We start from the raw sequence: 14,698 nt of genomic DNA on the forward strand, positions 1-14,698 counted from the left end.
CGGTCATCAGAAGAAGACCACGTACACGGCAGCCGCGACGATAAAGCGGTAGATCGCGAACGGAATAAACGAGATACGCTTAATCAGTTGCAGGAAGGTTTTGATGGCAATCAGCGCCACGATAAAGGCGGTGATAAAGCCCACGGCGAACATCGGAATGTCGCCTACGGTCAGGAAGCCAATGCTTTTGTAGAGATCCAGTGCGGTGGCGCCCATCATCATCGGTACCGCCAGCAGGAACGAGAACTCAGACGCCGCGTAACGGCTCACGCCCATCAGCATCCCGCCGGAAATGGTTGCCCCTGAACGGGAGAAGCCCGGCCACAACGCCAGACACTGGAAGCAGCCAATCATAAACGCCTGGCGATACGTCATATCGTCCAGACCTTCTGCACGCGGGGTTTTTGGCTTCAGCACTTCGGCGGCAATCAGCAGGAAGCCGCCGACAACCAGCGCGTACATCACGTTAATCGGGTTGAAAAGCGATTTTATTGTGTCGTGGAACACCAGCCCCAGCACCACCGCCGGGATCATCCCCAGCAGAATATGAATCAGCGTCAGGCGCCCCTTGCCCTCTCCTTCACGCTGCGGTAAACGCCCGAAGTGGATGCCGATCAGACCAAACAGACGACGCCAGAACATGACGACCACCGCCAGAATAGAGCCCAGCTGAATCACCACCTCAAACGTCTTTGCGGTATCGCCTTCAAAGCCCAGGAGATGGCCAACGATAATCATATGGCCCGTACTGGACACCGGCAAAAACTCCGTCAATCCTTCGACCACACCCAGAATTGCCGCCACCAGCAGCGAGTGCATATCGCTCATCTATAAACCCCTAAAAAGATATAAAAAAACGGTGTCCCACGCGGACAACCGTGAAAGATACAGCTTTAAGACCGATATAACCTAAAATGGTTTAGCAATTATGACGTTAAATCTTTCCTTTCAGATTTGTGCCACGCTCGATAATCACGCCCACGTTGGCGGCGCGCGCCACCGCGCCCGGCTTGCTTAGTTTGATGCGCACCCACGGGGAGTTAAATTTGCTCAGTAGCAGGTCCGCTACCTCTTCCGCCACGCGTTCCACCAGCGCAAATCGTTGCCCTTCCACGTGGCCGATGACCGCTTCACTGATGTCGGCGTAGCTCAGACAGTCATTCACATCATCGCTTTTTGCTGACTTGCGGTTATCCCAGCCCATTTCGATATCGAACACCAGTTTCTGCTCGATGGTCTGTTCCCAGTCGTAAACACCAATTGTGGTGATTACCGAAAGTTGCTCTATAAATACAATATCCATCACGACCTGCCTGCTTTTTGGCTAAACCGGATACCACTTCCGGCGAATTATGCGTATTATCCACAGATGCTGAGAATACAGATACATTTTCAAAACGGAACAGCGTTATGAGTGCAATCGCGCCTGGAATGATTATCCTCGCCTACCTTTGCGGCTCAATCTCCAGCGCCATTCTGGTCTGCCGCATCGCCGGGTTGCCTGACCCGCGTGAAAGTGGTTCCGGGAATCCGGGGGCGACCAATGTACTACGAATTGGCGGCAAGGGAGCAGCCGTAGCGGTTTTGATTTTTGATGTTCTGAAAGGAATGCTCCCCGTCTGGGGTGCGTATGCGCTGGGCGTCACACCCTTCTGGCTGGGGCTGATTGCTATCGCCGCCTGCGTCGGCCATATCTGGCCCGTTTTCTTTGGTTTTAAAGGCGGTAAAGGCGTTGCAACCGCGTTTGGCGCGATTGCGCCGATCGGCTGGGATCTCACTGGCGTGATGGCGGGCACCTGGCTGCTGACCATCCTGCTGAGCGGCTATTCATCGCTGGGCGCCATCGTCAGCGCGCTGATCGCCCCGTTCTATGTCTGGTGGTTTAAACCGCAGTTTACCTTCCCGGTATCGATGCTCTCGTGCCTGATCCTGCTGCGTCATCATGACAACATTCAGCGCCTGTGGCGTCGCCAGGAAACCAAAATCTGGACGAAGCTCAAGCGTAAAAAGAAAGACGCTCAGTAAACCGTTCGTTATGCCTTATAACCAAATGTGATTTTTGTCCCCTTCTGCCTGTGGTAACTGTTAGGTACACAACACAACCACATAAAAGAAAATGGCAGAAATCACAGACACAACTCCCCTCCCAACGGCAGGAAACACCCCGGATGGCGACATCAAGTGGGTACGCAGCGCATCGGACGTTTCACGTCTCGTTAATGACGGCTCTCAGGGCCGGGCCAATGCCCGCATCGTGGTCGGTATCGCGCTCGGGGGAATTTTTCTCGATGCCTACGATCTCGGCGCGCTGGCATTCGGCATCAAAGACATCACCCGCGAATTTAACCTGACGCCCGCTGGTACCGGCATGGTGGCTTCAGCCATTACCTTTGGTGCCATTGTCGGGGCGCTGCTTGGCGGCTATCTTACGGATAAAATCGGGCGCTACCGCGTCTTTATGGCCGACATGGTGTTCTTTGTCGTCGCCGCTATCGCCTGTGCGCTGGCTCCGAACGAATATGTGCTGGCGGGCGCGCGCTTTGTGATGGGTCTTGGCGTCGGGATCGACCTTCCCGTGGCGATGGCGTTTCTCAGCGAGTTCGCCAGGCTGAAAGGCCCGGGGAATAAAGCCTCCATCGTGGCAATGTGGTGCCCCACCTGGTATGCGGCCATCAGCATCTCTTATCTTCTGGTGCTCTTCTTCTACGCCGTGCTGCCGGAAGGCCACAGCGACTGGCTCTGGCGTCTGATCCTTGGCTTCGGCGCGGTGCCCGCGCTGGTGATTATCGCCATCCGCAGCCGCTATATGAGCGAATCCCCGGTCTGGGCGGCGAATCAGGGCAATCTGAAGGAGGCGGCGTCCATCCTGCGGCAGTCGTACAACATTAATGCCCACGTGCCGCAGGATGCGCTTGACCAGCCCGCGCCGGTGGTCAATAAGGCAAAATGGTCGAACTACCTGAATCTGTTCCGCGGTATCTACCTGCGGCGTACCACGCTCGCCACGCTGCTGTCGGTTGTCTCCTCGTTCGCCTATAACGCCGTAGCCTTTGGCCTGCCGGTGATCATTTCCAGCTTCTTTGTGCAGTCGATGCTGACCACCATTCTGATCTCGCTGGCGCTTAACCTGCTGTTTGCGTTTGTCGGCGGGCTGCTGGCAGTGCGCTATGTTCCGCGCTTCGGCGCGTGGCGAATGTCACTGGCGGGTTACGCCTGCCAGCTGGTGGCGCTGCTCGGTCTGGCGCTGATTGGCCGCCCTGACGGGGCCACGGAAGGCGTGGTCGCCGTCGCGATGCTGGCGCTGTTCCTGTTTGGCCAGGGTTTTGGTCCGGGTGCGCATACCATGACGTTTGCCTCCTTGAGCTACCCGACCTCGCTGCGCGGCGTGGGCGTGGGGCTTAACCAGACGCTGATGCGCAGCAGTTCAACGCTGTCACTGTTTCTGTTCCCGCTACTGGTCGCGTCGCTGGATACCGCCGTGTTCTGGGTGATTGCGCTGGCGCCGTTTATCGGCCTGGTATCGCTGCTGGCGATCCGCTGGGAGCCGTCGGGGTATGATGTGGATGCAGAGGATTATCGCTAGCCTTTCTTGCCGGGTGTCGCTGCGCTTACCCGGCCTACACTACTGAAACCGGCTCACATGAGCCGGTTTTTTATCCATAAGCGACTCATATGACAGCCTTCATTTCCGCCAGGGCATACTGAAACGTATCTCGATAGTGCGGAAGTGGAAGCACCATGTTAGCAACTCAGGTCACTGATAATTCATACAAAGGCTGGCAGGCCACGCTTGCCCTCCAGTTTTGTTATACCCCTGAAAAAACCCTCCTCCATTCCGCGCGTCACACCGGGCCGCTCACCGTTCAGCGCCCGTTTTACCCTGAAGGCGAGACCTGCCATCTTTACCTGCTGCATCCACCAGGCGGGATTGTGGGCGGGGATACGCTGGATATTTCCGTGCGGCTCGACGCCAAAAGCCATGCCCTCATCACCATGCCCGGCGCCAGCAAGTTCTATCGCAGCAGCGGCCCGCAGGCCTGTCTGAATCAGCATTTTTACCTCGACGAAGAGGCCACGCTGGAGTGGCTGCCGCAGGACACCATAATTTTCCCCGGCGCTAACGCCGCGCTGCGTTCCGTCTTCCACCTTAAGGCCACCAGCACGCTGCTGGCGTGGGAGCTGTACTGTCTGGGCCGTCCGGTGATAAACGAATCCTTCAGCCACGGCACGCTGGAGAGCCGCCTTGAGGTGTGGGTGGATGGCGAGCCGCGTTTGATTGAGCGACTGCATCTTAGCGATGGCGATCTGTCGCCCGTCGCAGGCCATCCGTGGGTCGGCACGCTGCTGTTCTACCCGGCCCGGGAAGCACATCTTGATACAGTGCGCGAGCGGCTCGCCCCGCTGGAAAACTTTGGCGGGGCGACGCTCACCGACGACCTGCTGTCGGTGCGTTTTCTCTCCCACGACAACCTCATTTGCCAGCGGGTGATGCGCGATATCTGGCAGTCGCTTCGCCCGCTTTTAACCCCCAAAACCGCCTGTTCGCCGCGTATCTGGCAGACATAAGAGAAACGCTATGGAACTGACTCCCAGAGAAAAAGACAAGCTGTTGCTGTTCACCGCCGCGCTGGTTGCCGAACGCCGCCTCGCGCGCGGGGTAAAGCTCAACTACCCAGAATCGGTCGCGCTGATCAGCGCCTTTATTATGGAAGGCGCGCGCGATGGCGAAACCGTCGCCTCGCTGATGGAAGCCGGCCGCCACGTCCTGACGCGCGATCAGGTGATGGAGGGCGTGCCGGAGATGATCCCGGATATCCAGGTGGAAGCCACCTTCCCGGACGGATCCAAGCTCGTCACCGTCCACAATCCGATCGTGTAAGGAGCGCGTGATGATCCCAGGCGAATACCGGATCCAGTCCGGCAACATTGCGCTCAACGTCGGGCGCGAAACCCGAAGTGTGATCGTGGAAAACCACGGCGACAGGCCGATCCAGGTCGGCTCGCATTACCACTTTTACGAGGTCAACCCGGCGTTGAAATTCGATCGCGAAGCCACCCGAGGTTACCGACTCAACATCCCGGCCGGTACTGCCGTGCGCTTCGAGCCCGGCCAGAAGCGGGAAGTGGCGCTGGTGCAGGTGACGGGCGCGCAGCGCATTTTTGGTTTTCGCGGCGAGGTCATGGGCGAGGTGAAACATGGCTGAGATTTCACGCCAGGCGTATGCCGATATGTTCGGCCCCACTACCGGGGATAAAGTGCGGCTGGCCGACAGCGAGCTGTGGATCGAAGTGGAAGACGATCTCACGATCTACGGCGAAGAGGTTAAATTCGGCGGCGGAAAAGTGATCCGCGACGGCATGGGACAGGGGCAGATGACCGCCGACGACTGCGTGGATCTGGTGCTCACCAACGCGCTGATCGTCGATCACTGGGGGATCGTGAAAGCGGATATCGGCGTAAAAGATGGGCGGATCTTCGCCGTCGGCAAAGCCGGAAACCCGGACATTCAGCCCGGCGTGACGATCCCGATTGGCGCGGCAACGGAAGTGATCGCCGCCGAAGGGAAGATCGTCACCCCTGGCGGGATCGACACCCACATCCACTGGATCTGTCCGCAGCAGGCGGAAGAGGCGCTGGTCTCTGGCGTCACCACCATGATCGGCGGCGGCACCGGCCCTGCGGCAGGTACAAACGCCACCACCTGCACGCCGGGGCCGTGGTATATCGCCCGCATGTTGCAGGCCGCCGATACGCTGCCGGTGAATATTGGCCTGCTGGGCAAAGGGAACGGTTCAAACCCGGACGCGCTGCGCGAGCAGATCGCGGCTGGCGCCATCGGGCTTAAGATCCACGAAGACTGGGGCGCGACGCCTGCGGCAATCAACTGCTCGCTGGAGGTCGCTGAAGAGATGGATACTCAGGTGGCGCTGCACAGCGACACGCTGAACGAGTCCGGTTTTGTCGAAGACACGCTGGCTGCCATCGCCGGGCGCACCATCCACACCTTCCACACCGAAGGGGCGGGCGGCGGCCATGCGCCGGATATCATCACCGCCTGCGCGCACCCGAATATTTTGCCCTCCTCCACCAACCCGACGCTGCCCTACACGGTGAATACCATCGACGAGCACCTGGACATGCTGATGGTCTGTCACCATCTCGACCCGGATATCGCCGAGGACGTGGCGTTTGCGGAATCCCGTATTCGTCGGGAAACCATCGCCGCCGAAGACGTGCTGCACGATATCGGCGCGTTCTCGCTCACCTCGTCAGATTCACAGGCCATGGGCCGCGTGGGGGAAGTGATTATCCGCACCTGGCAGGTGGCGCACCGCATGAAGGTGCAGCGCGGCGCACTGCCGGAAGAGACAGGCGAGAACGACAACTTCCGCGTGAAGCGCTATGTCGCCAAATACACCATTAATCCGGCTCTTACCCACGGCATCGCCCATGAGGTCGGTTCTATTGAGGCGGGCAAGCTGGCGGATCTGGTGGTCTGGTCCCCCGCTTTCTTTGGCGTCAAACCGGCCACCATCGTCAAAGGCGGGATGATCGCCTGCGCGCCGATGGGCGACATCAACGCCTCGATCCCCACGCCGCAGCCGGTGCATTACCGCCCGATGTTTGGTGCACTTGGTGCCGCACGCCACGCCACGCGGCTGACGTTTGTCTCGCAGGCCGCTGATGCCAGCGGCATTCCGCAGCGGCTCGGATTGCAAAGCGCCACTGCGGTGGTGAAAGGCTGCCGGACGGTGAAAAAGGCCGACATGATCCACAACGATTTACAGCCGAATATCACCGTTGACTCGCAAACCTATGAGGTTCGCGTCGACGGCGAATTGATCACCAGCGAACCGGCAGAAGTTTTGCCGATGGCGCAACGCTATTTTCTGTTTTGAGGAGTGATGATGATTTATTTAACCCAACGCCTGGACCACGCGCACCCCGTCACCGCCAGCGTTACGCTGCCGATTGACGTGCGGGTAAAAAGCCGCGCCCGCGTGGCGCTGAACGACGGCCGCGAAGCCGGGCTAATGCTGCCGCGCGGCCTGCTGCTGCGCGGGGGCGACCTGCTGACTACCGACGACGGCAGCGAAGTGATCGAAGTGATCGCCGCCCCGGAGTCGGTTTCCGTGGTGCGCTGCGCCGACCCGTTCCTGCTCGCCCGCGCCTGTTATCACCTGGGCAACCGCCACGTACCGCTGCAAATCATGCCCGGCGAACTGCGCTACCACCACGATCACGTTCTCGACGACATGCTACGTCAGTTCGGGCTGGAGGTGACCTTCGCCAGCCTGCCCTTTGAACCGGAAGCGGGCGCTTACACCAGCGATGCCCACAGCCATGGCCACTCCCACGCTCATTCACATTAAGGACTCATCATGCGTAAGTATTTACCGCTGTTTCTGCTGGCCTTTTCCGTTCCGGCGCTTGCCCATCCCGGGCACGGAACCGACAGCTTTCAGGCAGGTTTTCTCCATCCGCTGACCGGGCTGGATCACCTGCTGATGCTGACGGGGGCTGGCGTGCTGTCCGCCCTGAGCGGCCGCAAGCTGCTGCTGCCGTTAGCAACGCTCGGCATGATGCTGGCTGGCGCCGTTGCGGGCAGCCTGCTCGGCGGCTTTAGCGGCATGGAGATGCTGATTATCGCCTCGCTGGCGGTCTGCGGCGTGATGATGTTTAAGACTGAAAATCGCCTGCTGCTGGCGGTTCCAGCCCTGGCGATGTTCCATGGCTGGGCGCACGGCGTGGAGATGTCCGGCCACAGCTTCTGGCTCTTTACCAGCGGATTTATGTTAGCCAGTGCCACGGTGCTGTGCGCCAGCTTCGCGGCAGGGCTGCTGCTGCGCCGTCACGACGGCCTGCGTAAGACCTTCGGCGGCGGGCTGATCGTCTCTGCCCTGCTGGCGCTGATGAGCTGATGGAGCACGCCCGCCAGCGGCTGCGCCTGATGCAGCTCTCCAGCAGTAGCCTGCCGGTCGGATCGTATACCTGGTCACAGGGGCTGGAGTGGGCTGTCGAGGCCGGGTGGATCACGGACGCTGAGGCCTTCAGGCGCTGGCAGATCCAGCAGATGGAGCAGAGCTTTTTCTGCGTCGACCTGCCGCTGTTTATCCGCCTGTATCATGCCTGCGAGAAGCAGGAGGTCGCGACAGCAAAACGCTGGACGGCATACCTCCTCGCCTGTCGGGAAACGCGCGAACTGCGCGAGGAAGAACGCAACCGCGGCGCAGCCTTTACGCGCCTGGTTAAAAGCTGGGAACCCGCCTGCCCGCCAGAATGGCTGCCGCTGTTGATGCAGAGCCAGCTCGGCGGTATGGCGTGGCTCGGCGTGCGCTGGGGCATTAGCGCGCGCGAGCTGGCGCTGAGCCTCGGCTACAGCTGGATTGAGAGCGCGGTGATGGCGGGCGTCAAGCTGGTGCCGTTTGGGCAGCAGGCCGCACAACAGCTGATTATCGACCTGAGCGACCATTTTGCCGCCGGGTTTGAACAGGCATTTTTACGTGGCGACGACGCGCTGGGGGCAGCTACGCCGCTGTCCGCCATCGCCTCCGCGCGCCACGAAACCCAATATTCACGACTATTCCGTTCCTGAGGAGTCAATATGGCTGATTACAAACATCCCCTGCGCGTTGGCGTGGGCGGCCCGGTAGGGTCGGGCAAAACCGCCCTGCTGGAAGCGCTCTGCAAGGCGATGCGCGACACCTATCATCTTGCGGTGGTGACTAACGATATCTACACCAAAGAGGATCAGCGCATCCTGACCGAGGCGGGTGCGCTTGAGCCAGAGCGCATCGTAGGGGTGGAAACGGGCGGCTGTCCGCACACCGCCATCCGCGAAGATGCCTCAATGAACCTGGCAGCGGTGGAAGCCTTGAGCGAGAAGTTCGGCAATCTGGATCTGATCTTCGTCGAAAGCGGCGGGGATAACCTGAGCGCGACCTTCAGCCCGGAGCTGGCGGACCTCACCATCTACGTGATCGACGTGGCCGAAGGGGAAAAAATCCCGCGCAAGGGCGGGCCGGGGATCACCAAATCCGATTTTCTGGTGATCAATAAAACCGACCTCGCGCCGTACGTGGGGGCGTCGCTGGAGGTAATGGAGCGCGACACTAATCGCATGCGCGGCGAGCGTCCGTGGACCTTTACCAACCTGAAGGCGGGTGACGGGCTGGCGACGATTATTGCGTTTCTGGAAGAGAAAGGGATGCTGCGGATGTAGTGCGGTTTATTGCCGGGTGGCGGCTTCGCCTGACCCGGCCTGCGATTTTTGCAGACCCGGTAAGCGCAGCGCCACCGGGCAAAAGACTTACGCCTCAGGCAGCTCCGCCAGCGGCCAGCGCGGACGCACGGACACGCTCAGGTCAGCCGTGACGCCAGCGTTCAGGCGCACCATCCCGGCGTAGGCGATCATCGCCCCGTTATCGGTACAAAATTCCGGACGCGCGTAGAACACTTCCCCACGACGCTTTTGCATCATTTCGGCAAGCTTCGCGCGCAGCGTACGGTTGGCGCTCACGCCACCGGCCATCACCAGGCGCTTAAAGCCCGTCTGATCCAGCGCACGCTTGCACTTGATCATCAGCGTATCCACCACCGCATCTTCGAACGCGCGGGCGATGTCGGCACGCGTCTGCTCGCTGTCGTCGTTATTGCGAATGGTGTTCGCCGCGAAGGTTTTCAGACCGGAGAAACTAAAATCCAGCCCCGGACGATCGGTCATCGGACGCGGGAAGACAAAGCGCCCTTCCGTTCCCTGCGCGGCCATTTTCGACAGCATCGGGCCGCCAGGATAATCCAGGCCCAGCAGCTTGGCAGTTTTGTCGAAGGCTTCACCGGCCGCGTCGTCGATCGATTCGCCCAGCAGCTCATACTTGCCAATGCCCGTTACGCTAATCAGCTGCGTATGACCGCCGGAGACCAGCAGCGCCACAAACGGGAACGCTGGCGGATTGGCTTCCAGCATCGGAGCCAGAAGATGTCCTTCCATATGGTGAACCGGAATGGCCGGAACGTCCCACGCGAAGGCCAGCGAACGCCCTACCGTTGCGCCGACCAGCAGCGCGCCAACCAGGCCCGGTCCTGCAGTATAGGCCACGGCATCAATATCTTTTGCACTTAACCCGGCCTCTTTCAGCGCCGCCTGGATCAGGGGAACCGTTTTACGCACGTGGTCACGAGAGGCCAGTTCAGGCACGACGCCGCCGTAGTCAGCGTGCAATTTCACCTGACTATACAGTTGGTTGGCCAGAAGCCCTTTTTCGTCGTCGTAAATCGCGATGCCGGTTTCATCGCAGGATGTTTCAATACCCAGTACACGCATGACTTGTTTTACCTCGTTTCAATACCGCGCAGTGTAGAGCCTGGGCGGGTTGATGTAAAACTTTGTTCGCCCCAGGAAGAAGCCTCGTGTATACTCTTCCCCCTTATAAAAGTCCCTTTCAAAATCGCATCGGTGCTTTACAAAGCAGCAGCATTTGCAGTAAAATTCCGCACCATTTTGAAATAAGCTGGCGTTGATGCCAGCGGCAAACCGAATTTATTAAAGGTGAGAGTTACATGCCGGTAATTAAAGTACGTGAAAACGAGCCGTTCGACGTAGCACTGCGTCGCTTCAAACGTTCATGCGAGAAAGCAGGTGTTCTGGCTGAAGTTCGTCGTCGTGAGTTTTATGAAAAACCAACGACCGAACGTAAGCGCGCTAAAGCTTCCGCTGTGAAACGTCACGCGAAGAAACTGGCTCGCGAAAACGCACGCCGTACTCGTCTGTACTAATCTGTTGAGGGCCACAGCCCTCAATTGACAGACAGAGTTGTAGTCGTAAGGCCGTGCTTCCGGAAGGAATGCGCGGCTTGTTTTCGTTTATAAGTCGCTTAAATTTTTGGGGCATATGGCCGGAAGAATCCCACGCGTTTTCATCAATGACCTGCTTGCCAGAACCGACATCGTCGATCTCATCGACGCGCGGGTGAAGCTAAAAAAGCAGGGCAAGAACTACCATGCGTGCTGTCCGTTCCATAACGAAAAAACCCCCTCTTTCACCGTAAACGGTGAAAAGCAGTTCTACCATTGCTTCGGCTGTGGCGCACACGGTAATGCCGTCGATTTTTTGATGAACTACGATAAGCTCGAGTTCGTTGAAACCGTCGAAGAGCTGGCGGCGATGCATAACCTTGAAGTGCCGTATGAAGCAGGCAGTGGGCCAAGTCAGATCGAGCGCCATCAGCGGCAAACGCTATATCAGTTGATGGATGGCCTGAATTCGTTTTACCAACAGTCTCTTAAGCACTCTGCGGCTGAGCCTGCGCGTCAGTATCTGAACAAGCGCGGACTGAGCGACGATGTGATTGCGCGTTTCGCTATTGGTTACGCCCCGCCCGGCTGGGACAACGTGTTAAAGCGTTTTGGCGGCAATAGCGAAGATCGTAAATCCCTCATCGACGCAGGCATGCTGGTCACCAACGACCAGGGACGAAGCTACGACCGCTTCCGTGAACGGGTGATGTTCCCGATCCGCGACAAGCGTGGCCGGGTGATAGGTTTTGGTGGTCGCGTGCTGGGTGATGCCCTGCCGAAATACCTTAACTCCCCGGAAACCGATATTTTCCATAAGGGCCGCCAGCTTTACGGTCTTTATGAGGCACAGCAGGATAATGCGGAACCTCCGCGTCTTCTGGTCGTCGAAGGCTATATGGATGTTGTTGCGCTGGCGCAGTACGACATTAACTATGCCGTTGCGTCGCTGGGAACGTCCACCACGGCGGACCATATCCAGTTGCTGTTCCGCGTCACCAACAACGTGATTTGCTGTTACGACGGTGACCGCGCAGGACGCGACGCCGCCTGGCGAGCGCTGGAAACCGCGTTGCCGTATATGACCGACGGGCGTCAGCTACGCTTTATGTTCCTGCCCGACGGTGAAGACCCGGATACGCTGGTGCGTAAAGAGGGCAAAGCGGCATTTGAAGCGCGGATGGAGCAGGCTCAGCCGCTCTCCACGTTTCTGTTTAACAGCCTGATGCCGCAGGTGGATTTGAGTACCCCTGACGGGCGCGCGCAGCTCAGCACGCTGGCGTTGCCGTTAATCAGCCAGGTGCCCGGCGAAACGCTGCGCATCTATCTGCGTCAGGAGTTAGGCAACAAGCTCGGCATTCTGGATGACAGCCAGCTTGAACGTTTAATGCCTAAACAGGCTGAAAACGGCACGGTACGCCCCGCGCCTCAGCTAAAACGCACAACCATGCGTATACTGATAGGGTTGCTGGTGCAAAACCCCGAACTTGCTCCGCAAGTGCCGTCACTGGCGGGTTTGAACCACGAAAAATTGCCCGGACTTGGCTTATTTTCAGAATTGGTCAACACTTGTTTGTCGCAGCCAGGTCTGACCACCGGACAACTTTTAGAGCATTATCGCGGCACAAAAGAGGCCGCTACCCTTGAAAAACTGTCGATGTGGGACGATATAGCAGATAAGGATATCGCAGAAAAAACGTTCACCGACTCACTCAACCATATGTTTGATTCGATGCTTGAGTTGCGCCAGGAAGAGTTGATAGCTCGCGAGCGCACCCATGGCTTAAGCAGCGAAGAACGCCGGGAGCTCTGGATGATTAACCAGGAACTGGCGAAGAAATAAAAAATTTAACGGCTTAAGTGCCGAATATCGATCGGGAAGCCCCCGGCAGCCGCACTGAGAGGCAGCGGCAAAAATATAAGTACGCCCTCGCTTTAAAGGTTGGCAGCCCTATCGCCGACACCAATCAAACGAATTAAGTGTGGATACCGTCTTATGGAGCAAAACCCGCAGTCACAGCTGAAACTTCTTGTCCAACGCGGTAAGGAGCAAGGCTATCTGACCTATGCCGAGGTCAATGACCATCTGCCGGAAGATATCGTCGATTCAGATCAGATCGAAGATATCATCCAAATGATCAATGACATGGGCATTCAGGTGATGGAAGAAGCACCGGATGCCGATGATCTGTTGCTGGCTGAAACCTCCAACAACACTGACGAAGATGCGGAAGAAGCTGCTGCACAGGTACTGTCCAGCGTGGAATCTGAAATCGGGCGTACCACTGACCCGGTCCGCATGTACATGCGTGAAATGGGTACCGTTGAACTGTTGACCCGCGAAGGCGAAATTGACATCGCAAAACGCATCGAAGACGGGATCAACCAGGTTCAGTGCTCTGTTGCCGAATACCCGGAAGCGATTACCTATCTGCTGGAGCAGTACGATCGCGTTGAAGCGGAAGAAGCGCGTCTGTCCGATCTGATCACTGGCTTTGTCGACCCGAACGCTGAAGAAGATATGGCGCCAACCGCCACTCACGTCGGTTCTGAGCTGTCTCAGGAAGAGATGGATGACGACGAAGACGAAGATGAAGAAGAAGACGACGACAGCAGCGACGACGACAACAGCATCGACCCTGAACTGGCGCGCGAGAAGTTTGCCGAGCTGCGTACTCAGTACGAAGTGACGCGTGACACCATCAAAGCGAAAGGCCGCAGCCATGCTGCCGCTCAGGAAGAGATCCTGAAGCTGTCGGAAGTGTTCAAACAGTTCCGCCTGGTGCCAAAACAGTTCGACTACCTGGTGAACAGCATGCGCGTGATGATGGATCGCGTACGTACCCAGGAACGTATCATCATGAAGCTGTGTGTTGAACAGTGCAAAATGCCGAAGAAGAATTTCATCACCCTCTTCACCGGCAATGAAACCAGCGAAACCTGGTTCAACGCCGCTATCGCGATGAACAAGCCGTGGTCTGAAAAGCTGCACGACGTGAAAGAAGACGTACAGCGCGGCCTGCAAAAGCTGCATCAGATTGAAGAAGAGACCGGCCTGACCATCGAGCAGGTGAAAGACATCAACCGTCGTATGTCTATCGGTGAAGCGAAAGCCCGCCGTGCTAAGAAAGAGATGGTTGAAGCGAACTTACGTCTGGTTATCTCTATCGCCAAGAAATACACCAACCGTGGCCTGCAGTTCCTGGATCTGATTCAGGAAGGCAACATCGGTCTGATGAAAGCGGTAGATAAGTTTGAATACCGTCGTGGTTACAAGTTCTCCACCTATGCTACCTGGTGGATCCGTCAGGCGATCACCCGCTCTATCGCAGACCAGGCGCGCACCATCCGTATTCCGGTGCATATGATTGAGACCATCAACAAACTCAACCGTATCTCTCGCCAGATGTTGCAGGAGATGGGCCGCGAGCCGACGCCGGAAGAGCTGGCTGAACGCATGCTGATGCCGGAAGACAAGATCCGTAAAGTGCTGAAAATCGCTAAAGAGCCAATCTCCATGGAAACGCCAATCGGTGATGATGAAGATTCGCATCTGGGTGATTTCATCGAGGATACCACCCTCGAGCTGCCGCTGGACTCTGCCACCACCGAGAGCCTGCGTGCTGCCACGCACGACGTGCTGGCTGGCCTGACCGCCCGTGAAGCCAAAGTGCTGCGTATGCGTTTCGGTATCGACATGAACACCGACCACACGCTGGAAGAAGTGGGTAAACAGTTTGACGTTACCCGCGAACGTATCCGTCAGATCGAAGCGAAGGCGCTGCGTAAGCTGCGCCATCCGAGCCGCTCTGAAGTACTGCGTAGCTTCCTGGACGATTAATCGGTCCTGAAATGAAAAAGCTCCCAATCGGGAGCTTTTTTTGTTTATTCCCTCTCCCTGTG

Annotated in this window: 16 protein-coding genes; 13 read left to right on the forward strand and 3 right to left on the reverse strand. The window is 57.9% G+C overall.

From position 1 onward, the window contains the following. Positions 1-6: 6 nt before the first annotated feature. Positions 7-828 carry an undecaprenyl-diphosphate phosphatase gene (gene bacA / locus IM282_RS19780; RefSeq protein ID WP_003862545.1) on the reverse strand — a complete coding sequence of 274 codons (822 nt, stop codon included), beginning with the start codon at positions 826-828 and terminating at the stop codon, positions 7-9. A gap of 106 nt (positions 829-934) precedes the next feature. Beyond that, entirely contained in the window at positions 935-1,303 is a 369-nt protein-coding gene (folB, locus tag IM282_RS19785) for a bifunctional dihydroneopterin aldolase/7,8-dihydroneopterin epimerase (RefSeq protein WP_063149085.1), read from the reverse strand. Between the two features lie 107 nt (positions 1,304-1,410). Here folB and plsY point away from each other — a divergent pair, with 107 nt between their 5' ends. From plsY to ureG, 10 genes are all read left to right on the forward strand, one after another. Continuing rightward, entirely contained in the window at positions 1,411-2,025 is a 615-nt protein-coding gene (gene plsY, locus IM282_RS19790; RefSeq protein ID WP_022649440.1) for a glycerol-3-phosphate 1-O-acyltransferase PlsY, read from the forward strand. 91 nt (positions 2,026-2,116) lie between these two features. After that, complete coding sequence (locus IM282_RS19795) at positions 2,117-3,583, forward strand: MFS transporter (protein WP_192970750.1); 1,467 nt, start codon at positions 2,117-2,119, stop codon at positions 3,581-3,583. A gap of 155 nt (positions 3,584-3,738) precedes the next feature. Beyond that, positions 3,739-4,566 (forward strand): urease accessory protein UreD, encoded by an 828-nt coding sequence (locus IM282_RS19800; protein WP_046620802.1) that lies wholly within the window; start codon positions 3,739-3,741, stop codon positions 4,564-4,566. Between the two features lie 10 nt (positions 4,567-4,576). After that, positions 4,577-4,879: an urease subunit gamma gene (locus IM282_RS19805; RefSeq protein ID WP_003862556.1), complete on the forward strand. Its 303-nt coding sequence runs from the start codon at positions 4,577-4,579 to the stop codon at positions 4,877-4,879. Between the two features lie 10 nt (positions 4,880-4,889). Continuing rightward, positions 4,890-5,204 carry an urease subunit beta gene (locus IM282_RS19810; RefSeq protein ID WP_022649443.1) on the forward strand — a complete coding sequence of 105 codons (315 nt, stop codon included), beginning with the start codon at positions 4,890-4,892 and terminating at the stop codon, positions 5,202-5,204. Further along, a complete protein-coding gene (gene ureC / locus IM282_RS19815; protein ID WP_192970751.1) occupies positions 5,197-6,900 on the forward strand; it encodes an urease subunit alpha in 1,704 nt (567 codons plus the stop codon). The genes IM282_RS19810 and ureC overlap by 8 nt, the downstream gene beginning before the upstream one ends. A 9-nt stretch (positions 6,901-6,909) precedes the next feature. After that, positions 6,910-7,374, forward strand: coding sequence for an urease accessory protein UreE (gene ureE, locus IM282_RS19820; RefSeq protein ID WP_045308003.1), 465 nt, complete (start codon positions 6,910-6,912; stop codon positions 7,372-7,374). 9 nt (positions 7,375-7,383) lie between these two features. After that, entirely contained in the window at positions 7,384-7,923 is a 540-nt protein-coding gene (locus IM282_RS19825) for a HupE/UreJ family protein (protein ID WP_003862561.1), read from the forward strand. Further along, positions 7,923-8,597: an urease accessory protein UreF gene (locus IM282_RS19830; RefSeq protein WP_023298634.1), complete on the forward strand. Its 675-nt coding sequence runs from the start codon at positions 7,923-7,925 to the stop codon at positions 8,595-8,597. The genes IM282_RS19825 and IM282_RS19830 overlap by 1 nt, the downstream gene beginning before the upstream one ends. Before the next feature lie 9 nt (positions 8,598-8,606). Beyond that, a complete protein-coding gene (gene ureG, locus IM282_RS19835) occupies positions 8,607-9,224 on the forward strand; it encodes an urease accessory protein UreG (RefSeq protein ID WP_023298635.1) in 618 nt (205 codons plus the stop codon). 87 nt (positions 9,225-9,311) lie between these two features. On the opposite strand, the gene tsaD is transcribed toward ureG, so the two are convergent. Further along, a complete protein-coding gene (gene tsaD, locus IM282_RS19840) occupies positions 9,312-10,325 on the reverse strand; it encodes a tRNA (adenosine(37)-N6)-threonylcarbamoyltransferase complex transferase subunit TsaD (protein ID WP_192970752.1) in 1,014 nt (337 codons plus the stop codon). Between the two features lie 236 nt (positions 10,326-10,561). Between tsaD and rpsU the strand changes: the two genes are divergently transcribed. The 3 genes from rpsU to rpoD all read left to right on the forward strand — a co-directional run bounded on the left by rpsU (position 10,562) and on the right by rpoD (position 14,636). Next, on the forward strand, positions 10,562-10,777 hold the full coding sequence (rpsU, locus tag IM282_RS19845) for a 30S ribosomal protein S21 (RefSeq protein ID WP_001144069.1): 216 nt from the start codon (positions 10,562-10,564) through the stop codon (positions 10,775-10,777). 115 nt (positions 10,778-10,892) lie between these two features. Next, positions 10,893-12,638, forward strand: coding sequence for a DNA primase (gene dnaG, locus IM282_RS19850; protein WP_003862574.1), 1,746 nt, complete (start codon positions 10,893-10,895; stop codon positions 12,636-12,638). Positions 12,639-12,791: 153 nt separating this feature from the next. After that, entirely contained in the window at positions 12,792-14,636 is a 1,845-nt protein-coding gene (rpoD, locus tag IM282_RS19855; protein ID WP_006812010.1) for an RNA polymerase sigma factor RpoD, read from the forward strand. Positions 14,637-14,698 lie beyond the last annotated feature (62 nt).

The organism is Enterobacter cloacae complex sp. P29RS (genome assembly GCF_014893445.1).
In the GTDB taxonomy this organism is placed as follows: Bacteria; Pseudomonadota; Gammaproteobacteria; order Enterobacterales; family Enterobacteriaceae; genus Enterobacter; species Enterobacter intestinihominis.